This window comes from Actinobaculum suis (assembly GCF_900618115.1).
In the GTDB taxonomy this organism is placed as follows: Bacteria; Actinomycetota; Actinomycetes; order Actinomycetales; family Actinomycetaceae; genus Actinobaculum; species Actinobaculum suis.
Window position 1 is genome coordinate 1,968,165 of sequence record NZ_UYIO01000001.1, and the last position, 21,878, is coordinate 1,990,042.

13 protein-coding genes, 1 tRNA gene and 2 pseudogenes are annotated in these 21,878 nt (G+C 56.1%); 9 read left to right on the forward strand and 7 right to left on the reverse strand.

Going from position 1 to position 21,878, the window contains the following annotated elements:
• The first annotated feature begins 59 nt into the window (after positions 1 to 59).
• A protein-coding gene (locus H8274_RS07940; protein WP_185933549.1) for an IS3 family transposase occupies positions 60 to 1,255 on the forward strand; the annotation gives its coding sequence in 2 pieces (ribosomal slippage) (positions 60 to 342 and positions 342 to 1,255; 1,197 coding nt in all).
• Between the two features lie 413 nt (positions 1,256 to 1,668).
• Here H8274_RS07940 and H8274_RS07945 read toward each other — a convergent pair.
• Positions 1,669 to 2,160 (reverse strand): annotated as a pseudogene (locus H8274_RS07945) (ATP-binding cassette domain-containing protein); the annotation flags it as partial.
• 535 nt (positions 2,161 to 2,695) lie between these two features.
• Between H8274_RS07945 and H8274_RS07950 the strand changes: the two are divergent.
• On the forward strand, positions 2,696 to 3,070 hold the full coding sequence (locus tag H8274_RS07950) for an SdpI family protein (RefSeq protein WP_185934248.1): 375 nt from the start codon (positions 2,696 to 2,698) through the stop codon (positions 3,068 to 3,070).
• Between the two features lie 353 nt (positions 3,071 to 3,423).
• Here H8274_RS07950 and H8274_RS07955 read toward each other — a convergent pair whose 3' ends face one another.
• The 4 genes and pseudogenes from H8274_RS07955 to H8274_RS07970 form a co-directional block, all read right to left on the reverse strand.
• Positions 3,424 to 9,927 (reverse strand): YPDG domain-containing protein, encoded by a 6,504-nt coding sequence (locus H8274_RS07955; protein ID WP_185934249.1) that lies wholly within the window; start codon positions 9,925 to 9,927, stop codon positions 3,424 to 3,426.
• A gap of 405 nt (positions 9,928 to 10,332) precedes the next feature.
• Positions 10,333 to 10,729: pseudogene (locus tag H8274_RS07960) on the reverse strand (hypothetical protein); the annotation flags it as partial.
• Between the two features lie 409 nt (positions 10,730 to 11,138).
• Entirely contained in the window at positions 11,139 to 11,510 is a 372-nt protein-coding gene (locus H8274_RS07965; protein ID WP_049619205.1) for a hypothetical protein, read from the reverse strand.
• Complete coding sequence (locus tag H8274_RS07970) at positions 11,497 to 11,955, reverse strand: TetR/AcrR family transcriptional regulator (RefSeq protein ID WP_185934250.1); 459 nt, start codon at positions 11,953 to 11,955, stop codon at positions 11,497 to 11,499. Before H8274_RS07970 ends, H8274_RS07965 begins: the two co-directional genes overlap by 14 nt.
• A gap of 975 nt (positions 11,956 to 12,930) precedes the next feature.
• Here H8274_RS07970 and H8274_RS07975 point away from each other — a divergent pair.
• From H8274_RS07975 to H8274_RS08005, 7 genes are all read left to right on the forward strand, one after another.
• Complete coding sequence (locus H8274_RS07975; protein ID WP_221884784.1) at positions 12,931 to 14,205, forward strand: ABC transporter substrate-binding protein; 1,275 nt, start codon at positions 12,931 to 12,933, stop codon at positions 14,203 to 14,205.
• A gap of 36 nt (positions 14,206 to 14,241) precedes the next feature.
• A protein-coding gene (locus tag H8274_RS07980) for an IS3 family transposase (protein WP_185933549.1) occupies positions 14,242 to 15,437 on the forward strand; the annotation gives its coding sequence in 2 pieces (ribosomal slippage) (positions 14,242 to 14,524 and positions 14,524 to 15,437; 1,197 coding nt in all).
• Positions 15,421 to 15,879, forward strand: coding sequence for a periplasmic substrate-binding domain-containing protein (locus H8274_RS07985; protein WP_185934252.1), 459 nt, complete (start codon positions 15,421 to 15,423; stop codon positions 15,877 to 15,879). Before H8274_RS07980 ends, H8274_RS07985 begins: the two co-directional genes overlap by 17 nt.
• Positions 15,867 to 16,907, forward strand: coding sequence for an ABC transporter permease (locus tag H8274_RS07990; RefSeq protein WP_185934253.1), 1,041 nt, complete (start codon positions 15,867 to 15,869; stop codon positions 16,905 to 16,907). Before H8274_RS07985 ends, H8274_RS07990 begins: the two co-directional genes overlap by 13 nt.
• Positions 16,900 to 17,775, forward strand: a complete 876-nt coding sequence (locus tag H8274_RS07995) for an ABC transporter permease (protein WP_083078380.1) — start codon at positions 16,900 to 16,902, stop codon at positions 17,773 to 17,775. Before H8274_RS07990 ends, H8274_RS07995 begins: the two co-directional genes overlap by 8 nt.
• The gene (locus tag H8274_RS08000; protein WP_185934254.1) at positions 17,772 to 18,602 is read left to right on the forward strand and encodes an ATP-binding cassette domain-containing protein; all 831 of its coding nucleotides are present in this window, start codon (positions 17,772 to 17,774) and stop codon (positions 18,600 to 18,602) included. The genes H8274_RS07995 and H8274_RS08000 overlap by 4 nt, the downstream gene beginning before the upstream one ends.
• Before the next feature lie 5 nt (positions 18,603 to 18,607).
• Positions 18,608 to 19,201: an ABC transporter ATP-binding protein gene (locus H8274_RS08005; RefSeq protein ID WP_221884786.1), complete on the forward strand. Its 594-nt coding sequence runs from the start codon at positions 18,608 to 18,610 to the stop codon at positions 19,199 to 19,201.
• Positions 19,202 to 19,718: 517 nt separating this feature from the next.
• On the opposite strand, the gene H8274_RS08010 is transcribed toward H8274_RS08005, so the two are convergent.
• Together H8274_RS08010 and H8274_RS08015 are read right to left on the reverse strand one after the other, a co-directional pair.
• Positions 19,719 to 19,791: transfer RNA gene (locus H8274_RS08010), tRNA-Ala, on the reverse strand.
• A 295-nt stretch (positions 19,792 to 20,086) separates the two neighbouring features.
• The gene (locus H8274_RS08015) at positions 20,087 to 21,763 is read right to left on the reverse strand and encodes a hypothetical protein (protein ID WP_185934256.1); all 1,677 of its coding nucleotides are present in this window, start codon (positions 21,761 to 21,763) and stop codon (positions 20,087 to 20,089) included.
• Between the last annotated feature and the right edge of the window lie 115 nt (positions 21,764 to 21,878).

Here is a 21,878-nt window from a genome sequence, read left to right on the forward strand (position 1 = left end):
CCCTGTTGGTGGACATAGGCTAGCCCCGGCGTTCAGCCGGAGAAAGGTAGTCTTCTACCATGTCCCGTAAAACATATTCCGCGCAGTTCAAGAAAGACGCGGTAGCCGCGTACGAGTCCAGCGAGGCTTCAATGGCGCAGGTTGCTTCTGATCTGGGAATTAATCGTAATTCGCTGCAAAACTGGGTAAACCAGTTTGGCACCGGGGTGCGGGCCAGGCGGCGCAAAGAAGCAGAGGCGGCGCGGGTCTTATCTGAAGCAGAGAGAATCCGACAACTCGAAAAGGAAAACGCGCTTTTGAAAGAAGAACGCGATATTTTGCGCAAGGCGGCGCAGTATTTCGCGAAGGAGATGGGCTTGTGATCCGCTTCAAGTTCATCGAGGACCACCGTACTGAGTTCTCAGTCAAGCGGATGTGTACCGTACTGAAAGTAAGGCGTTCTTCCTATTACAAGTGGGCCGCAAATGCGGCCCGGCGCGAGCAACAGGTATACGCTGACGGGCTGCTAGGGGAGCGAATTCGGATCGCTTTCGAGGCGGAAGGTGGCTTGTATGGTGCTAAACGTATAGCCGCGTTGCTTACTGCGCAGACCCCGGACCAGCCGGTAAATCACAAACGCGTAGCACGGGTGATGAAAGCTCTCGGGTTGGCAGGTTTTACGAAAAAACGTCGTGTTCGCACTACTGTCAGTGATCCACATAAGCGGGTCTTTGATGATCTTCTCGAGCGTGATTTCACCGCGGCCAGGCCTAACGACAAGCTTGTCGGGGACATTACATATCTTCCCCTTGCCGGGCAAAAGAATATGTATCTGGCTACTGTGATTGACTGTTTCTCCCGGAAACTGGTCGGTTTTGCGATTGCAGATCACATGCGTGTTGAACTCGCCCGAGAGGCATTACTGATGGCCGCAGACCAGCGAGGATCCTTGCGTGGAACGATTTTCCATTCTGATCACGGCAGTGTATACACCTCCTCTGTATTTCAAGAAACATGCCGCCAGTTGGGAGTACAACAATCCATGGGAGCTGTAGGCAGTAGTGCCGATAACGCGCTGGCAGAGTCATTTAATGCAACGCTCAAACGAGAAGTTCTCAAAAATGCGAAGGTTTTCCCCAACATGCTCTCCTGCCGCCGGCAGGTCTTTGCGTGGTGTACTCGGTATAACACGAAACGATTGCACACCTGGTGCAATTACCAGGCCCCAGACACCTTCGAAAAACACGCGTCAGCTACACTTGACCTTGCAGCATAAACACCACCCCCATGTCCACTTTCCGGGGGTCGGGCCCTTACCCGTTACCTGGCGACTATAGACCCCAAAATTACTTTTTGCCCCGCGCTCTACGGCGCGACTATACGCAGAAATAAAACCTGCCACGCTTACGCACGTAAGAACCAACACCAGCGCGAGCATCACAGTGCCCAAGGCCCCTACCGGTCTATGCAGAGCCATTTTGCGAATCAAACGTAACCGTTGTCTGCCCATGGGACTCACTCCGCGACTAGATCGTAATTGCGAATCCGCACCACACCGTCCGCGTAGCTCGCGAACTCCCCGTCATGCGTACCGGCAATCACAATCATTTCTTCATCGTGAGCCAAGCCGGCCAGCAACTGCGCAATCTGTACCGTATTATCCCGATCCAGAGCGCCAGTAGGCTCATCTGCAAGAAGAACCCCAGCCTTGCCCATCAACGCTCTGGCTATCGCCACGCGTTGCTGCTCCCCACCAGATAGCAACTCGACCGCCCGCGTGGAGTAACCTTCTAGCCCAACCCGTGCAAGCAACCATTTTGCGCGGTCGTGGTCACTTTTAACAGCGCGACCATCAGTAATCTCTCGTGCCAGTAGCAAATTTTCTAGCGGGCTCAAAAATGGAACCAGTACATAATCTTGAAAGATTTGCCCTACTATAGAAGAACGCAATTCACGCACGGAGATAGTCGATAAATCCCTGCCCCCAATTCGTATCTGCCCACCAACTGGTTCCACTTCGCGCGTCAACAACCGAAACAATGTGGTCTTCCCGGAACCGGAAGGTCCCATAAGCGCATAAAACCGGCCAGTTCGGAAGCATGTGGACGCGTTATCAAAAATTTTGCGAGCCTCGCCTACGCCGCCATACTCAAATTGAAGATTATCTATTTCAACCCGCATTTGCACCCCTCCCGGTTAGCACTGCAACGCTGTGGCTATGCGGAGGCGTGGTGCCGACAATTACACCACGCCTTCCTTATTGCAAACAATCATCGTGGAGCGTGATCCACTCTCGCAGCACGCGGCCACGCCGCGCAGTTTCCACCCAATGCGTTTGCGCCAGGGATGGTCATCGCGAGAGATCCCACCACTAGCGCAACGCCCAATGCTACAGTGCCCCCAGCTTTTCGAATCCTTCGTGTCGTTTTCATTGTCTTCTCCTTAAAAATCGCCATTGACTTTTCACACCCCCGGCAGACACTACGACCGAACCGAGTGTCTGTTAAATGCATCACACGCATTCTTGTCAGTGGGGTGCGAAGGTCTTTTAGAGCACTTCGCGCTTGACAGATTGCACACCTGGTGCAATTACCAGGCCCCAAACGCCTTCGAAAAACACGCGTCAGCTACACTTGACCTTGCGGCATAAACACCACCCCTATGTCCACTTTCCGGGGGTCGGGCCCAAGCTGGGGATTTCGCGGAGGTTGGTATTATGTATCAAGCCACAGCAATTGGTCTTGGACTTTTAGTACTAGCGACGGCAATTGCCCTGCTGGTTCTTGGCGGTGCAATGCGAAAAGACAAGTTGCCGCCAAACTCGTGGGCTGGTATTAGAACAAAGGCTGCATTCAACTCCAAGTTCGAGTGGTATCGGATTCAACGCGCGGGTTCTTTGCCAATCACTGGCTTGGGAATTGCCTATGCAGATTCATCGATCTTGTTTGCTCTTCAAGGGATTTATTACGAGACTATTTCTGCATTCATTCCAATAACTGTGCTGACCGTACAAAGCATTATTGGAATTATTTGGACTTACCGAGCGACTCAGAATACACGCACGCAAGATGCGTTAAAACAAGAGCTCTGATGCTCTCGAGAGAGTTGAAGAAAAATAAAATCGGCTACTGTATCAACATCTCAGGCCAGAGTATTTCCCATCCCTCAATTCGAACCGACTCCCAACCCTACTTTCGCCCGTAATAGGAACAAAAAACCCGGGTAAAAACAACACGAAATGGCCAACCAAAAAGTCGAGTCAAAACGAGTTTTTAGCCACAAACCCGCTTCCTATCAACGAAAGATGCCCGCCCCAGCAACACGAAATGGCCAATACGCCGGCTTGACGCCCCTAACGGTTCTGGCATGACGAAGGGCGGCTGGTGCGGGGTGTTCCCGTACCAGCCGCCCTCGTGCGCTAGTTAGCGCTTAGCAGCTTTCAGCTTACCGGTTGCGACGACGCACGAGGAGCGCGCCAACACCAGTGAGCAGACCTGCGATGCCCAGTGTGCCGAGCACCGAAGCGCCGGTGAACGACAGCTTCTTGACTCGCGACTTAGCCTTGGCAGCCGCTGGGCCTTCCGGTTCAACGATCTTGACCGTGAATTCGTCAATCACGTTGCCGTCCTTATCCTTGATGGTCACCTTGATAGCATCACCAGGCTTCGCATCCCGATTCGGGGTTACCGTGATCGAACCATCCGAGTTCAACGTACCCTCGCCCGGGCCCTCGGCTTCAACCGTGGTACCCGCCGGGACGTCGCCACCCTTATTCGGGATGGTCACATCCTTGCCTGGATGCGTGGTCGCGTCGTCCCAGTTCGGGTTCGGAGCGATGGTCACCGTGATCTCGTCGATCGGCTCACCGTCCTTATCCTTGATGGTCACCTTGATGACATCACCAGGCTTCGCATCCGGATTCGGCGTTACCGTGATCGAACCATCCGGGTTCAGGGTAGACGTACCAGGACCCTCGGTTTCAACCGTGGTACCCGCCGGGACGTCGCCACCCGTGTTCGGAATAGTCACGTCCTTACCAGGACGCGTGGTCGTATCGTCCCAGTTCGGGTTCGGAGCGATGGTCACCGTGATCTCGTCGATCGGCTCACCGTCCTTATCCTTGATGGTCACCTTGATGACATCACCAGGCTTCGCATCCGGATTCGGCGTTACCGTGATCGAACCATCCGGGTTCAGGGTAGACGTACCAGGACCCTCGGTTTCAACCGTGGTACCCGCCGGGATGTCACCACCCGTGTTCGGAATAGTCACGTCCTTGCCTGGACGCGTGGTCGTGTCGTCCCAGTTCGGGTTCGGAACGATGGTCACCGTGACCTCGTCAATCACGTTGCCGTCCTTATCCTTGATGCTCACCTTGATGACATCACCAGGCTTCGCATCCGGATTCGGCGTTACCGTGATCGAACCATCCGGGTTCAGGGTAGACGTACCAGGGCCAGTAACCTCGGTAGTGGTACCTTCCGGAATCTCGCCACCATTATTCGGGATGGTCACGCCCTTGCCTGGACGCGTGGTCGTGTCGTCCCAGTTCGGGTTCGGAACCACGGCCACGTTGACGGTTTCGATGTCCTCGGAACCATCCGGGTATGTCACCTTCACCTTCACCTTACCGATTGCACCAGCAGGCGCGTCCGCAGGAGGCGTCACGACGAGCTCGTCGCCGTTCTGCACGGCGCACTTCCAACCAGTCGGGCATTCCTCGATGGCCACTACCGAGCCGGACGGCAGACCGTCACCCGCGTTCGGGATAACGACCGGCACGCCTGGGCGGGACTTGGAATCGTCCCACTTCGGAGTGGTTACCGCGGCGTATGTGTCACCCACGTTGAACTGGGCGGTGGTCTCATCGACGCCACCATTGTTCGGATAGGTCACCACGACTGGGATGTTGAGCGTCTGGTTAGCCTGCTCGACCGTCGGTGTCATCGTGATGACGCCCGTATTCGCATCTATCTTCGCGTTTGCCGGAGCATCAGAACCCAGCGCGAACTTCGTGCCCGTGGGGGCAGCGTTCGTTTCGACGTCGGCCGTCTTCGGGTTATCGAAGGTCGGAGCTGCGGAGGAAACCTCAACGCCAACCGACGCGTTCGTCGGCTTGTAGTTCGGATCGTTCAGATCGTTGAGGGAGCAGCCTTCTTCGTTAACCTTTTCGCCCGGCTTGGTGCCCGGACACTTGTCGTCACCCGGCTTCGGATCGTCCGGGTTCACCGGATCCGGATATCCATCACCGTCGGTATCGGTACGAACATTGACCGTGGCGTTCACGTCGTCGTACGTGTCGTCACTGTAGGTGACGCGCACCGGAACGTTGATGATCTGACCGTTAGTCGCACCATTATCGATGACAACTGTGATGGAACCATCAGGGTTGATGGTCACACCTGCAGGTGCCTTCGTTCCTTCAGGGGAACCGTAGGTAACGCCGGTCGGGTTGGCCGACTTGCCATCCGTGTCGGTGAACGTCGGCGAAGCAACGGTGACCGTTTCGCCAGGCTTACCCGTCACCGGAGTGTAAGCAGGATCGTACTTCGCACGCTCCGTCGGGTTACCAGGCACGATGATGGCAGCCCTCAACGAGATGTTCGCAGACGTCGATCCTTCGATCGTCCCAGCAGGATTGTGCGTGTCGTGCTTATCGACCGGCTCATAGGAGACGGTGATCTTCACGTCAGCGGTCTTACCAGTCGCGGTCGGCGTACCCTTGATCACGCATGCGCTCTGGGCGTCATCGTAAGCGATCTCAAGCCCAGCAGGCAGGTTTTCTGCCGTGCAAGCGGTAATCGTCGCCTTGCCATCGTTGGTTACCGGAATAACGATCGGGGTGATCGCTTCGTCCTTGACGCCTTCAATCACGTCGATCGGGCCGAGAACAGGTGCAACGGAGCAGCCATTCTCATTTACCTTGGCATCGGCCGGTGTGTTCAGGCACTTATCAAGATAGTTCGGAACGCCGTCGCCGTCGTCATCCCCAGCCGGGTTAATCGTGGCCGTAGTAGTCACAACAACCGGATCGGTATTCGGGTTATCCGTCTCCGGAGCCTTGTGCTCAACCGTGATCTTCACAGGCTGATCAGTAGCTTCCGCAGTCGGAGTACCGGTGATAACACAACCACCCTTGGCCTCATCGTAAACGATATCAAGGCCAGCAGGCAGACCTTCAGCCTTGCAAACCAGCTCGGTGTGCTTGCCCGGGTTATCAACCTTCACCACGATCTCGTTGATCGGTGTACCAACCGTACCCGTAATCGGACCAGGCTGTTCAACCGTCGGAGCAACAGAGCAACCATTGCTATCTACCGTCGCACCAGAAGGAGTGTTCGGGCAGAGATCGTCGCCCGGCTGCGGGTTCTTCGGATCGAGCGGATCCAGCTTGCCGTCGCCGTCGTCATCGGTGCGCACCGTGACGGTGGCGGTGACGTCATCGTGGGTTCCATCCTCGTAGGTCACGCGGACTGGAACGTCGATCTTTTCACCGTTGGTCGCCGTATCCGGAATCGGAACATCGATCGAACCATCTTCTGCGATAGCTACACCGGACGGTACAGGGTTCTCGGGTTGCTCACCGTAGGTCACCTTAGTCGGGTTGGCAGGGTTGCCTTCCTTATCGGTGAACGTCGGCTTGTCGATGGTGACGGTGTCACCCGGCTTGCCTTCCTTGCCCTCGTAGGCCGGCTGGTACTTCTCGTTATCGCCAAAGTCCAGAACAGTTACGGTAACCGTAACCTCATCCTTCGAGCCATCCGAGTACGTTACAACAACCGGAACTTCGATCGTGTCGCCAGGGGTTGCATCGGTCGGAACAGGAACCGTGATGGCGCCCGTGTTCTCATCGATGTTTACGCCAGCCGGTGGGTTGGGGCCAAGCTCAAACTTGGTTCCAGTCGGCGGAACATCCTTCTCGACATCCGGGGTCTTCGGATTATCGAAGGTCGGAGCCGGGATGTTCACCTCGGAACCGGGCTTGCCCGAACCGTTCTCGTAGTTCGGCTGGGTGACGCTCGTGATCGCACCAACGTTGAACACCGCATTCACGTTGTCCTCCGTGGTGTCGTCGTAGGTCACGACAACAGGCAACTCAACGGACTTGCCAGCCTGATCGGTGCTCGGGCTGAAGGTTACTTCGCCAGTCTCCGGATCGATGTATGCCTTACCTGGAGTCACATCGGCCGGATTAGCTACTTCCTCCACACCGGCAGGCAACGTGCCGAAACTGAATTTGACCTGACCGATTTCTGCTGGGTTCTTCGAATAAGGATCAGGGAGGGTAACGCCTGCGCCGTCCTTGTCGGTGAAGGTCGGGCTCACCGAAGCGGATTCGTTCGGATCAACGTCGGTTGGTTCGTATGCAGGCTCGTAATCATGAGCCTTCGAGGTCACCTTGACATTGACACGCAGTTCATCAGTGGTGTTGTCCGGGTAGGTCACCTTGACCGGAACCGTGAAGTCACCGGAAGGAGCATTGTTCGGAATCGTTACCACACCGGTATTCGCATCGATGGTGGCGCCTGCGGGCACGTTAGCATCCGGAGCGGTCGGATCGATAGCGAAAGTGGTACCCGCAAGCGGACTGTTCGGAGCAGTCGGATCCAGGGATTCCTTAGCCGGAGTCTTCGCGTTGTCGAAGGTGATCGGATCCGACTTCGCTTCCACGCCGTGGTTCGTCTCTACCGGATTAACCGGATTCGGTTCGAAACGCTCGTTGAAAGGTTCGTCGACGTCGGCAATACCGTTGTTATCCGCGTCGAAACCGAAGGTTACGAACTGCGTGGGGGTGTTGCCGGTAACGTCAAGGAAGCCACCGTTAGTGAGCTGCGAATCGCGCGTCACAGCCCAGTAGTCGATGTTGTCGGTAATACCAACGCTGTAGGTACCCTTGCCGAACTTCGCCATACCGAAGTTACGAACAACCGGGAAACCGGAGGCACCGCGCCATGCCGAAACCGTGGCGGTTTCTTCGGCGCTTGCCTTAGCGGAGCGACCCTGCGCGTCAGTCAGCGTCACATCGAACTTCGAAAGATCGGAACGCTGACCACCGTAGGTAATCTGCAGTTCGTCATTCGAGAGCGTGCGGAAACCATCGGAGAGGATAACGCCCTGAGCATTCACATTGGAGTGCCGCACGGGCTCACCGTACTCATCAACGATTTTCACACCGTGAACGATTTCCTGATCATTTTGGGTGCGCGGCCTATCGACTTCGCCATCATTGTTGATATCGGGATCGCGCTCATCGTCGTCGACGCCGTCACCATCATCATCGGGGTACACGCGAACACTGAGCGAATCCGCTGCCACATCGTTACCACCGGTGACGAGGACGGCCGTGTAGACGTCCTTATCTTTTGCGTCCTCCGGAATGGTGAAGGTGCAGTTCTTCGCATCGTTGAGCTTACTAATCGGGCAATCCTCGCCAACCTTGTGGCCGTTCTTATCACGCCATTCGATATGGGTGCGCAGCGGGGAGAGTGTTCCACTGAGTTCAACTTCGGCGACGTCGCCGCGCATAGCGGGCTTATCCGTCAGGTTGAAGTTGGTGATATCGAGGCGGATGAGCTCGAACGGCACCAGCGCGATATTGACGTTGTAGCTGGAGTTCACCTCCTTGCCGTAGCGCGGAGTATCAATATCCTCAACACGCGAGGTAACCGTGGTGTTATGCGCGGGCACCGCCTGCGGTGTCCAGGTGGTGTTTGCCGAGGGGCTACGGAAAAGGTTGGCCGTGTAACTCGAGTAGTTCTGCACGACGTCGCCCTGGGGATTTTCTACCCAGATGTACATGTTGTTGACATCGTAGAAATCCTTGGGCCGCTGGCTCTCATCGATGTAGTCACCCCAACGAATCGTGTAGCGACCGTCACGGTCCGTCTTCGCCGAACGCGTCTTTACGTAGTGCGGATTTTCCTCTAGCAGCCGCTTCGTCTCCGCGAGCTGCTCGCTCTGCGGAAGCTCCTTGATGCGGGCATTTGCCGCCGCACCTTCCTCCGTCAGCGTGGACATGTAGACCGTGTAACCTTCGGCCGGGGTGTCCTGGGTGGTTGCCGGATCGAAATTCGGGCCGGTGGCAGAGTTGGCACGATCCGCGCCACCACCGGTTTCCAGCCAGACCTGACCGGACACGGTATTCGAGGTATGAAGCTGAGCGCCCGGCGCGTCGATTGGGCCCTTGTCATCGTGGATGACGTTCTGGGCCTTCATCCACTCGCCCGGATGTTCATACATGAAGACACCCGTGCGCTGCATATTGGTGCCATCGGTCGTAAAACCACCAATATTGGATCCCGTTGTGGTGTTGACGAAGGTGCCCGGGAAGAAGCCGTTAGCCTGACGAAGAATCGTCATCAGGTTGCCGGTCTTTTCATTCCGGTAGGGCTCAATCCACAGACGGTAGGCTTCGCTATTCAACGAGGAACTGGAGAACTTGTACTCGGTTCCCGCAGCGTCCTTAAAACCCTGCCGAAGATCAAAAGCGTAGGCACCCGGACCGGCTTGACTGCCGTCCACCTGGGTGATCTTGTTGGTGGTACGCGCCATGTAAATCGGCGAGGCCACGCCCTTCGAAAGGAACTGCATATACACAGGAGTTCCTTCCGGGACCGGGCTCAGACCATTCGCCATGGTGGCGGGTGTACCGGTATCTACTTCCCAGGCACGGCCCGAGAGAGTATGAGGCGCATTGGTCATATCCGTTTGGCTGTCGACATAACCATTTTTAATGGCGTCGGCCTCAATGGCGCCCGTCACGGGATCAGGCTGCGGCCCTTCGGGCTGAACAATCTCACCGGTGGGCGCTGCTTGTGCAGTATTCGCGTGGAAAAGTCCCGTTAAAATACCGCCAAATGCTAGCGCCAACGCCGTAATAACGGCTAAGACCTTACGTGATCTCCCCCCCCCCTCAACTACTTGAGAAAAGGCCTTACTTTTCGGCATTCCTTGCCTCCTAAATTAACCACATCGCGAGTAAATTACCCACGCGACATTTCCAACACGGGCACACAAAGAGCGCACCCGCGGCCAGTGTACATTATACTGAGCACTAGAAACTATCGTTGCCAGATACTGCAAGAACAGCACCACGTCGCGGAAGAGCGGTCACCGTTCCGCAAGTAAAACCCGGCTTTACGTAAACTAGCAGGGAAAAACGCCCAAAACACCAGCTGGAAAACGAGTGCACCGGCGTCGTCAAAATGTTGATCCAGCCAACCAGCTCGATAGATATTATTCACTTCTCAGGCTGATGAGAACCCCCGTCCACTGCCCTGATTTCTTGCCCGGATGGCCGACCACTGTCTTCTGTTTGACCGCATCGTCCCATCAGCTAGGTGTAGGTGCAGTCCAGCCAAGCACGTGAGTTTTAGTGCAAGCAATAAGAACCACAAGCTTGCCAGACAGGTAAATCCCGTCCACAAACACCACGTGATAAACCTCGTCAACCAGCGGAGAAACCGGCTATAAACGCCAAAAGGTTCGCTACGGCGCCGTAGAGTGCGTGCTTTGGTCCTGTAATCAGCCAGAGTGTACCTGTAATCAGCCAGAGCATATTTGCCGGTAACAAAGTCTAAAAATGCGTCAAAATGGCGAGCTTGGGTATTTTGAAATGGCAAGCCTGGGTATTACTGTGCCGCGATTGGCTAGCCGGGCACACTGGACAGCGAAACCTTGGCCTGCCAGCCCCAGTTGAACCCCATTTTTGTGTCGTGCCACCACAGATTTTCCATTGAGGATTTCCCATCCCGCAATCCTCGATTAAAACTGACTCCAAACCCTACTTTCGCCCGAAATAGGAACAAAAAACCCGGGTAAAACCAACACGAAATGGCCACCCAAAACTCGAGTCAAACCGACTCCAACACCCACCTTTAGGCTTCATAACACCAAAAAACCCGGCGAAAACCAACACCATCTGGCCAATATGCCTCTGACAAGCTAAAACGCCACCCATCCAGGCAAAACAAAAAGACGCCCACCTTGTATCAAAATGAGTGCCCTAGTGGTTACTTAGACGTTCATTTTGATACAAGGTGGGTGCAGATTCCGGCTAGGTGGATGCAACAGCTGTGAGGGTGGGTACGCAGTCTGAGTGCGTGGCACCCACCCGCGTTAACCTGCGATTCCATCGAGAACGAGAAGAAGCGCCTCAGTTAGGATGCCCCGTTACGGATCACCTGATTGATTTCTCGCTCCAGGCCAACCGGGTCATCGACGGACAGAATGAGGCGACTGTACTTGAACGTCGGATCGACTTCGACGACGAGCACATCGGCTGCGCCGGTGACGTTCCAGAAGTGGCGTTCGTGATTTTTGCGGTAGGTCGCTGATACCTTTTTACCAAGCGTATTCAATCCCGGAGCTCGCACCCCCTTCGGTTCTTTCACGATACCTGGATCATGCGTGGCACCTCGCACAAGTGAAAGCGGCACACGGATTTCAGTCGTCAACGACCACAACTTGTCTAACCCTATCGGGGTGACAATGAGTTCTTCGCCCTGAATTTTGACCTTATTTCGAGACATTCTTCTCCTCCTTCTCCTTAACAGCTTTAGCGGGCGCGTCGGTTAAACCAGCCCGGTCAAGTGCACGCTGGCCAAGGGATTGCGCTGTGATTCTATTTACATCGATAACGCGTTGGGTCAGTTCAGCAATTTCAGGACTGTGGCACGCTATCTCGAAAACTGCAACGTTGATCAGGTTCAGCAGCGTCTCCGGATCGTCACGCAGATCGGCTGCTGGTAGCTGCGCATTCGGCACCGCAGATTCGCTCCACTGCCCTGCCGCGTGTTCAAGGACTGCAATAAATATTCCCTGCTTCGATCCGAAGATCGAGTACAGACTGCCTCGCGCCACTCCAGTGACTTTCACAAGCTCATCAATCGACGTTGCGTTATAGCCACGCTTCACAAACAACTCGCCCGCCTGTCGCAGGAACGTCCTTGTGTCAAACTCCCTCGGTCTCGCCATAGTTCTAGACTACCTATTCTAGAATGACCAGTCAAGAACTGTAGCGTAAATAATTCCGACTCCCACAACCACCGATGTAGCTGTTATCCACGCTTTAAACCGAACCTCGATAACGCCATCGGCGGTGACTTGGGATCACCACAGGCCTCACGAGCATGACGGATTCGTTCTTGGACGCTTGGACGAGGGCGACGTAGTCCTCGGCGCAATTCTCCATCTCGGTATAGATCCAGGCCGATTTGGGCTTGCAGATCGGCAACTAACGAAGGGTGCGGCGGAGTTCCCACTCGGCTATGGCGTGAGCGACTGTACCCTGCTCCACAGCATCCGTTACCACTCCTACTTCTGCGGGACCGTCTCCCTCACTCGAAGGAGCGACATCAACCACTGCGATCTTAACTTCAGTATCTCGCTTGGTCGCTGACCGGTAGTGGTATGTCGAAGCTGCTTTTTCGCGCAGTTGTAATTGCCTTTACCCATTCCATCCGCAATCGGCTCTACACTCCGAGGTTGCACTGGAGTACCCCACCTGGGTGTTGACGGCGTATTTCAAGCTCACGCGCAACCATAACCCCCGTCCCATCGGCAGAGAAGTGATACGTCGCCTACGTTGTGGGGTAACGCTCACTAACGTTTTCCCACCATTCATGCTCGAACACGTTTTCGTTACACTTCGGATCGGTAGCCACTCAAGGATTCCCTTCGGTTGAAGGGAGCCCCGTTCGAGAACATGTGCTGGTTTTCTAGAAAATGATGGGATCCAGTCCACGCGCTCGCTGTCGAATCAGTGGCGACGCTTCTTGCGTCTCCACTTCTTAGACATTGACGTGACGGGATAACACCTTGCGCAGATACTTGCCCCCCCTACACAACTCACAGATTTTGAGCACGAAAACTGTTACGATCCTCCCCAAGAATGCAAGGATGCAAAAGATGCAAAGATGCAAGGTTGCAAGGATGCAAAAGGATAGATCTATGTCCATCACAAAAATTGGTCGCGATTGGCGCGCCCGCGCACTGGCTGGGCTGGCGGTCGTTAGCCTGATCGTTGGTTGCTCCACCGGCGGTAGCGGCAGCGAAGAACCCACTGCTGAAGCTCCCGACGTTTCGACTGTGACCGTAGCGATGACCGCAAGTTCTGAACCTGATACCGGGTTCGACCCAGTCTACGGATGGGGCAGCGCCAGCCACGTCCACGAACCACTGGTTCAGTCCACGTTGATCAAAACCGACGTCGACTTAGGCTTCGAGAACGATCTCGCTACTGATTACTCTGTCTCTGACGACGGCATGACGTGGAAGTTTACTATTCGCGATGACGCGAAATTCACTAACGGCAACACCGTCACCGCTAAAGACGTCGCGTTCACCATCAACGAGGTCGTCACTAATACTGGCGCGGTAGCCGATCTCAATAAGGTCAAGGAAGCCACTGCCACCAGCGACACCGAAGTCGAAATCGCCATGAAACAGCCAGACAATACACTGCTGTATACCCTGGCCGTGCTGGGTATCGTCCCCGCCGATGAATATGGTGACAACTACGGCAAAAACCCGATCGGCTCCGGCCGGTACAAGCTGGAAAGCTGGGAACAAGGCAAACAGGCCATCTTCGTGGCGAACCCGGACTACTACGGTGAAGCCCCCAAGATGGAACGCCTCGTCGTGGTGTTCATGGATGAAGATGCTGGCATCGCGGCTGTGAAGGCTGGGCAGGTTGATGTCGCATATGTGTCGGCCACTCACGCTGACCAGCACATGGACGGCTACGAACTGTTCAGCGCTAAAACCGTTGACTCGCGCGGCATCTCATTCCCGGTCGTGCCGGAAGGCAGCCCGAAGCGTGAGGGGATGGACGGCGCCGAACACGAAGTCGGCAATAACGTCACCTCTGACCGCGCCCTACGCCAGGCCATGAACTATGCCGTTGATCGTGACGTCTTAGCCGATCATGTGCTCAATGGCCATGGCACCCCGGCCTATTCCGTCGCGGACGGGATGCCGTGGGCCTCGGATGCGATGAAAGTTGAAACTGACGTCGACAAAGCCAAAACGATCCTCGAAGATGCCGGCTGGGCCGAGGGTGACGACGGTGTCCGCGTCAAGCACGATGGTACTCGAGCAGAATTCACGCTGGTCTACCCCGCCACTGACCCAGTTCGACAGGCACTAGCCGCTGAATTCGCTAACCAGATGAAAGAAATTGGGATCAATATTGGACCTGACCCCCTGTTGGTGGACATAGGCTAGCCCCGGCGTTCAGCCGGAGAAAGGTAGTCTTCTACCATGTCCCGTAAAACATATTCCGCGCAGTTCAAGAAAGACGCGGTAGCCGCGTACGAGTCCAGCGAGGCTTCAATGGCGCAGGTTGCTTCTGATCTGGGAATTAATCGTAATTCGCTGCAAAACTGGGTAAACCAGTTTGGCACCGGGGTGCGGGCCAGGCGGCGCAAAGAAGCAGAGGCGGCGCGGGTCTTATCTGAAGCAGAGAGAATCCGACAACTCGAAAAGGAAAACGCGCTTTTGAAAGAAGAACGCGATATTTTGCGCAAGGCGGCGCAGTATTTCGCGAAGGAGATGGGCTTGTGATCCGCTTCAAGTTCATCGAGGACCACCGTACTGAGTTCTCAGTCAAGCGGATGTGTACCGTACTGAAAGTAAGGCGTTCTTCCTATTACAAGTGGGCCGCAAATGCGGCCCGGCGCGAGCAACAGGTATACGCTGACGGGCTGCTAGGGGAGCGAATTCGGATCGCTTTCGAGGCGGAAGGTGGCTTGTATGGTGCTAAACGTATAGCCGCGTTGCTTACTGCGCAGACCCCGGACCAGCCGGTAAATCACAAACGCGTAGCACGGGTGATGAAAGCTCTCGGGTTGGCAGGTTTTACGAAAAAACGTCGTGTTCGCACTACTGTCAGTGATCCACATAAGCGGGTCTTTGATGATCTTCTCGAGCGTGATTTCACCGCGGCCAGGCCTAACGACAAGCTTGTCGGGGACATTACATATCTTCCCCTTGCCGGGCAAAAGAATATGTATCTGGCTACTGTGATTGACTGTTTCTCCCGGAAACTGGTCGGTTTTGCGATTGCAGATCACATGCGTGTTGAACTCGCCCGAGAGGCATTACTGATGGCCGCAGACCAGCGAGGATCCTTGCGTGGAACGATTTTCCATTCTGATCACGGCAGTGTATACACCTCCTCTGTATTTCAAGAAACATGCCGCCAGTTGGGAGTACAACAATCCATGGGAGCTGTAGGCAGTAGTGCCGATAACGCGCTGGCAGAGTCATTTAATGCAACGCTCAAACGAGAAGTTCTCAAAAATGCGAAGGTTTTCCCCAACATGCTCTCCTGCCGCCGGCAGGTCTTTGCGTGGTGTACTCGGTATAACACGAAACGATTGCACACCTGGTGCAATTACCAGGCCCCAGACACCTTCGAAAAACACGCGTCAGCTACACTTGACCTTGCAGCATAAACACCACCCCCATGTCCACTTTCCGGGGGTCGGGCCCATTACCATCGAAGGTAAGTCGTGGGACGATATCTACCTGATTCAGACCACCGAACCCGTTGTCTGGGGTTGGGGCTCCAACTCACCAAATGAGCTGTACAGCCTCTACCATTCCCAGAGCACCAGCAATACCGCTGCGTACGAGTCAAACACCATCGACGAGTACCTAGACAAGGCCCTGGCAGCCACTGACATTGACGAATCCAACGAGTACTGGCAGAAAGCACAGTGGGACGGTACCACCGGGGTTACCCCTGAAGGTGAAGCTACCTGGGTGTGGTTGACCAATATCGATCACTTGTACTTCGTTCGCGACAACCTCAACATCGGGGAGCAGAAGCCGCATCCGCATGGTCACGGTTGGTCCGTCGTCAACAATGTGGACCAGTGGACATGGGAAAGCTAATAGGTTCCCACCGAGACCCCGCGCAACAGTTCAGCTTTTCACGCCTTTGCTGGGTGCTGTTGCGCGGGGGTTTATCCCTCATCGCGTTGCTGCTGGCGGTTTCTTTCATCTCATTTGTGCTGATTTCGCTATCCCCGATTGATCCGGTGGAAGCGAATGTGGGGCAGGCCGCCTATATGAATATGAGCCCGGAGAAGAAAGCGCAGCTACTAGCTCATTGGGGTGACGGCACCCCGATGCTGCAGCGTTACTGGGACTGGTTGACGTCATTCATCGCCGGAGATATGGGCATCTCGCTGCGCTTCAATGCACCGGTTTCCCAGGTGATTGCCACGAAATTCTCCACCTCGGTGCTGATGTTGGCCACAGCCTGGCTACTATCTGGTGTCCTGGGGTTCGTGCTCGGCGTGGTCGCTGCCGCCCGGGAAGGAAGCCTGCTGAGCAAAGCGATCCACGGTTTCTGCCTACTGTTAGCGTCCACACCAACATTCTGGTTCGGTCTACTGGTGTTGATGGTTTTCGGTGTCTACCTTGGGGTGATCCCGATCGGTTTTGCCTCACCTATCGGTAAAGCCGCAGAGGACATCACATTCTGGGATTTATTCCGGCATGCCATCGGGCCAGCACTGACGCTCAGCATCGTTGGTATTTCCAATGTTGCATTGCATACCCGGCAAAAACTGTTGGACGTCATGGAAACCGATTATTTCCTGTTCGCACGAGCCAGGGGGCTCGGCCTATGGCATGTGATCCGCCGCCATGGGCTTCGTAACATCATACTGCCAGCGTTGACCTTGCAGTTCGCTTCTATTTCGGAGATCTTTGGCGGCTCCATTCTGGTGGAGCAGGTGTTCAGCTATCCCGGTTTGGGGCAGGCCACCGTCGTTGCTGGGCTTGGTAGTGATGTCGCGCTCCTGGCTGCCATCGCGGTGTTCTCGGCTGCCATCGTCTTTGTCGGAAACGCAACCGCCGATCTCCTCTACCGTGTGATCGATCCCAGAATGCGAGCGGGGGTATCCAATGTCTAGCACCACTACCACAGCCCAACCAGTCGAATTGGCAGTAGCAAAACCGCAACGCCCCGGCCCCTATCGGCGCGCTGTGGTTACTTGCATCGCCTCGGCTGTGGTGATCGTTGCCCTGCTGATCACAGGGTTCGCCAATGCTGACCAAGCATTAGTCACTGATTTCACCAACAAAGCATTAGCACCATATGCGGCAGAACCATTCGGAACCGACTGGATGGGGCGCAGCCTCTTGGCGCGCACCGTCACCGGCTTGGCGCTATCGATCCTGATTGGACTGTTCGCTGCCACGGTCAGCGCGATCATCGCACTGATTCTGGGCACACTAGCCGCACTCGGCCCGAAATGGGTTGACAACCTCGTCAGTTGGCTCATCAACTTGATGCTCGGGTTGCCGCATATGCTGCTGCTGATTCTGATTTCAGTGGCTATAGGTCGCGGGTTCTGGGGTGTGGCAATCGGAGTGGCTGTCACCCACTGGCCTTCGCTAGCGCGCGTGATTCGTTCCGAGGTGATGCAAGTGCGTGATGCTACCTATGTGGCGATCGACCGGAAACTGGGCTGTTCCCCATTCCGGATTGCCGTCAAACATATGCTGCCAGCCGTAATCCCGCAGTTCCTAGTTGGTTTAGTACTGCTATTCCCGCACGCGATCCTGCATGAAGCATCCATCACGTTCCTAGGGTTCGGGTTGAGCCCCGAACAACCAGCTATCGGGGTGATCCTGTCAGAATCCATGAGCTACCTGACCGCCGGAATGTGGTGGTCGGCGCTGTTCCCCGGTCTCAGTTTGCTGCTGATGGTACTGGTATTCCAACTATTCGGACGCTCCCTGCGGGTGATCGTCGAAGATCGGAGACGCGACATATGAGCGAGGATCTGAACACGCCACTGCTGGCGGTGCGTGACCTTTCGATATCGTTCTTAAAGGAAGATCGACACGGCGTGCAACATGAAGTACCAACTATCAGCAACCTGTACGCCGAGGTTTACGCTGGACAAGTCAGCGCAATTATTGGCGCATCAGGATCCGGGAAGAGCCTACTAGCACATGCACTGCTTGGGCTCTATCCACCGGGCGCTACCGTCAAAGCTCATATCGAATATGACGGAAAACAGATCGGTGACGCCGAACTACGCAAGATGCGTGGTAACCAGTTAGCACTCATCCCACAATCAGTAACCAGCCTGGATCCATTAATGCGCATCGGTAACCAGGTCCTCGGCCCGGATGTATCCGACGACCGTCGGGCACGAATGAATGAACTATTCGACCGTTACGGTCTGGACGCTGAGGTGGCCGATATGTGGCCGCATGAGCTGTCTGGTGGAATGTTGCGACGCGTCATCTTCTGTGCCGCACTGCTGGAAGATCCGAGGGTGATCGTCGCCGACGAGCCTACCCCCGGGATGCAGACCGAACTGGCGGCGAAAACTTTGCAAGATCTGCGTGACTATGCCCAGCTAGGTAACGGTGTGCTTCTCATAACGCACGACCTTGAGCTAGGGCTACGGGTAGCTGACCAGATCGGGGTGTTCTATGGCGGCCGTGTCGTCGAGACTGTCGCCACCGATAAGCTACTAGCAGGTGAGGCGAAGCACCCGTATACGCGGGCGTTGATCGCAGCGCTCCCGACGCATGAATTTGTCGCCCCGCCAGATGTCGCGGCACTCTTTAACACCCCGGAGGTGGACTAATGCTTGTGGCAGATAACCTCAGTTACCGCTATCCCAACCAGTCGTCACCAGTGCTCGAAGGCGTGAGCCTGACGGTTTCGGCTGGTGAGCGAGTCGTCTTGCATGGTCCGAGTGGAGTCGGCAAAACAACACTCGCGAAACTGCTAGCTGGTTACGAGCAGCCACAGACTGGGACGGTCACCCTCGACGGTAAACCACTACCGAAACAGGGCTACTGCCCAGTACAGATGGTGTGGCAGCATCCGGAAAAATCAGTCAACCCGCTGCTGCCATTAGCCAGTGCTATCACCGAAACTGGCGAGGTACCCCAAGATATCTTGGACAGTATTGGTGTCAAGGCCGAGTGGTTGCAACGCAGGCCCGCAGCACTGTCAGGTGGGGAGATCCAACGCTGCTGCATCGTCCGGGCGCTCGGGCCCAAAACCACGTTCCTGATCGCCGACGAGATCACCACGATGCTGGATTCCATCTCACAGGCCGCGATCTGGAATTTCTTACTCGCCGAGACCGAACGACGGAACATCGGAATGCTAATCATCACCCACGACGATGCACTCGCTGATCGAGTCGCAACCAGACGGATCGAACTAGTCTCGTAGTGGAGATCACTTTTCAGAATCGGCAGTAACGAAAGCGCCCAACCACAGCAATCCTGCGGTCGGGCGCTTTCGTTTCAGACAAGTTCCAGCAGCGGTCGGGGCTGTGCTAGTCGGGGCTGTGCTAGTCGGACCTGCGCCCAAACTTCGACTGTTCTTTTCAGTAGGTGGGGCTTGGGCTGCGCTCTTAGATTCGGTACGCGCACCCCGATCCGCCACCTTTAATGTGCGGCAGTCCTCTCCCCCAGTGCTGAACCACAGCATCGGCGAGATACCCGGGCGCGCGTATCGCGGGTGTCGTTAATCGCGAGTGTCCTTAAAGGGTAAGTAAGGCCAAGCTATTGGGTACCAACCCCATGCTTCGTCGCTAAAGCTTACGAAGATCCTTCACCTAATGGGTCAGAAGATAACGAAGTCATCGAGACAGAAACCCCTCAAATCCCGCGCAATACCAGGCAAAACGCGGAACCCGAGGAAAGCAAAAAGACGCCCACTTTGTATCAAAATGAGCGTCTAACTGTGGAGCTAAGGGGATTCGAACCCCTGACCTTCTCATTGCGAACGAGACGCGCTACCAACTGCGCCATAGCCCCGAAGACTTGATCTATCGTACGCCAACTCCGTCCAAGTTTCCAATCAATACAGTGGTGGCCTAGCTAACCTTCTCCAGTTTCGAGCAAATCTGCTGCGCTTGCGGATTAGTATTCCGCTAGCCAGGGCGAAGCACTCCCTACCCGCAAGAGCAGTACCAACCGGGTAGATGACGCAATCCACCGGGTAGACGACGTAAATCACCGGATAAACAAAACTGAGCAATCAAAAACGGGTAATCAAAATCAGGCAATAAAAACTGAATACATCAGCCACCAAAAGTCCGGCGTATATGCCTTAAGCCCGGCGTTGACGCAGAATCTCGTCGAGGGCGGCCCCGCCGCGTAGGCCTTGCCGCGCGTGCTTTTCGCCGTTTTCGAACACTCCGTCCACTACGACGCGGCCGCGCTGGTCGAAGGTTTCACCTGGCTGCTTGGGCCGGTATGGCGCGGTGGCCGCGTTGCTTTCGGCGACCGCCGCACTCTCCGCACTCAGGCTTCGATAGGGGGCAACGGTACGCCGTGCGATCGGGGCATCAGCGGCCCGATTGCCAAACGGTTGCACGCTAGTTCCGGGATTCGCGGCGGCCCCAGACTCCCCAGGATCCCCTAGCCTTCCGGAACGCGCTGCGCCGGCCAAGCTGACGGAAAGCGCGGAATTAGGTTTGATTGTGTAGCTCGGTAGCTCCGGCTTGCGGCCGTAGTTACAGCCCGGCTCCGCTACGGTTTGCCGCCGTTGCTCACCTGACGCGGCCCCGCTCCCGGAACTTCCGTAGCCTCCGTAGCTTCCTGCGTGGCCATATCCCGCGCCACGTTGCTCGCTTGCGCTCCGCGCGCCAGCCCCACGGGCACCAGTCTCACGGGTACCAGCCTCACTCGTACCAACTGCACGTAGCGAACCAGTGCCACGCGTGCCAGTATCGCTCTGGTAGCGGGCGTAAAGGTCTGCCTTTTCCCGGGAGGAACCGGAAATCGGCGCAAAATCAGGAGCTGCAATAATATCTGCGCCCATGCGCATGCTTAGTCCAGACCGCTGCGGTTGTGTGCCACGTGTTTGTGCCGCCTGCCCGGCCGAGCGTTTCTGCCCCGCCCGGGAAGCTTCGCCCGCTTCCCGGGGCTGGCTTGCTTGCCGGCGTTCTTGGCGGGCTTGCCGAGCTTGCCGGGCTTGCGCCGCCCGCCGTGCTCGCGCCACACGTGCACTGTTCTTCACCGCGCGGTCATGCGCTTTTCCCGATTCATCGCCTGCCTCGGCTACCTGCTCGGCAGAATCCGCGCTCGGCGCGGCGGCGTCGTAATCTTCCAAATCAGCAACGGAATCGGCCGTATAGGCAGAAAGCGCGCTTGCGGAACTGGTGGCGGAAGCAGCGCTAGCCGCGGAACGGCCGGCGCGCGGCATGGCGGGGCGGCGAGACTGCGAGGTTCCGCCGCGTGGCCCTTTCATCATCTTGGTGAGCGCAGCAATTTCTTCCCGATCGGTCCGGTCACCTTTATTCATTTGCACCGCCAGGTAGCCAACCCCGGCGCCGTACAGGGCGGTAAGCACCGCAAATATCACGAACCAAACCCACGGAAGCGTGGTTAGCGCGCTTACGATACCCAGCAGGATTGTAGTTGTGGCCAGAACCGCGCCGACGAATAGGCCGCGTTGCCGATTCGCTTTTCGTTGCGAGATACGCGCCCGGCGCCGTGCGCGATCGCGGGCCAGCTGGCGCACATCACGCCCGCTTTGCCGCTCGCGCTGGGCGCGATCGTCGTTCCCATCCATGATGACCTCCGGTGTCCGCAGGAATAGGGAACCACGTTCCCCATCCCCTTCGTCCTGACGTTGCGGCAATTGCAACATCCTCAAGTTTTCCGCGTACCGTTCATCGAGCCGCGTTTCCGCGATCACCCGCCGGCGTCGAAAAAGTTCAGGTATAACGTACGCACATAGCAACACCACTACGACGATTAGCGCATATCCCTGAAAACCCACATCCCTAACTCTATTGGCCTTTCACCCGGTTTTTCGCCAGGCGGGCCGTGTGTTGCTCACCTCCGTAGTGAAGCATGTGAAGGATGTGACGATTGTGAAAATTGAGAACACTGTG

Excerpts from the sequence above, each read along its gene's own strand:
- H8274_RS07950 (WP_185934248.1), top strand. The coding sequence starts at position 2,696 with ATGTATCAAGCCACAGCAATTGGTCTTGGACTTTTAGTACTAGCGACG.
- H8274_RS07955 (WP_185934249.1), bottom strand. The coding sequence starts at position 9,927 with ATGCCGAAAAGTAAGGCCTTTTCTCAAGTAGTTGAGGGGGGGGGGAGA.
- H8274_RS07965 (WP_049619205.1), bottom strand. The coding sequence starts at position 11,510 with ATGTCTCGAAATAAGGTCAAAATTCAGGGCGAAGAACTCATTGTCACC.
- H8274_RS07970 (WP_185934250.1), bottom strand. The coding sequence starts at position 11,955 with ATGGCGAGACCGAGGGAGTTTGACACAAGGACGTTCCTGCGACAGGCG.
- H8274_RS07975 (WP_221884784.1), top strand. The coding sequence starts at position 12,931 with ATGTCCATCACAAAAATTGGTCGCGATTGGCGCGCCCGCGCACTGGCT.
- H8274_RS07990 (WP_185934253.1), top strand. The coding sequence starts at position 15,867 with ATGGGAAAGCTAATAGGTTCCCACCGAGACCCCGCGCAACAGTTCAGC.
- H8274_RS07995 (WP_083078380.1), top strand. The coding sequence starts at position 16,900 with ATGTCTAGCACCACTACCACAGCCCAACCAGTCGAATTGGCAGTAGCA.
- H8274_RS08000 (WP_185934254.1), top strand. The coding sequence starts at position 17,772 with ATGAGCGAGGATCTGAACACGCCACTGCTGGCGGTGCGTGACCTTTCG.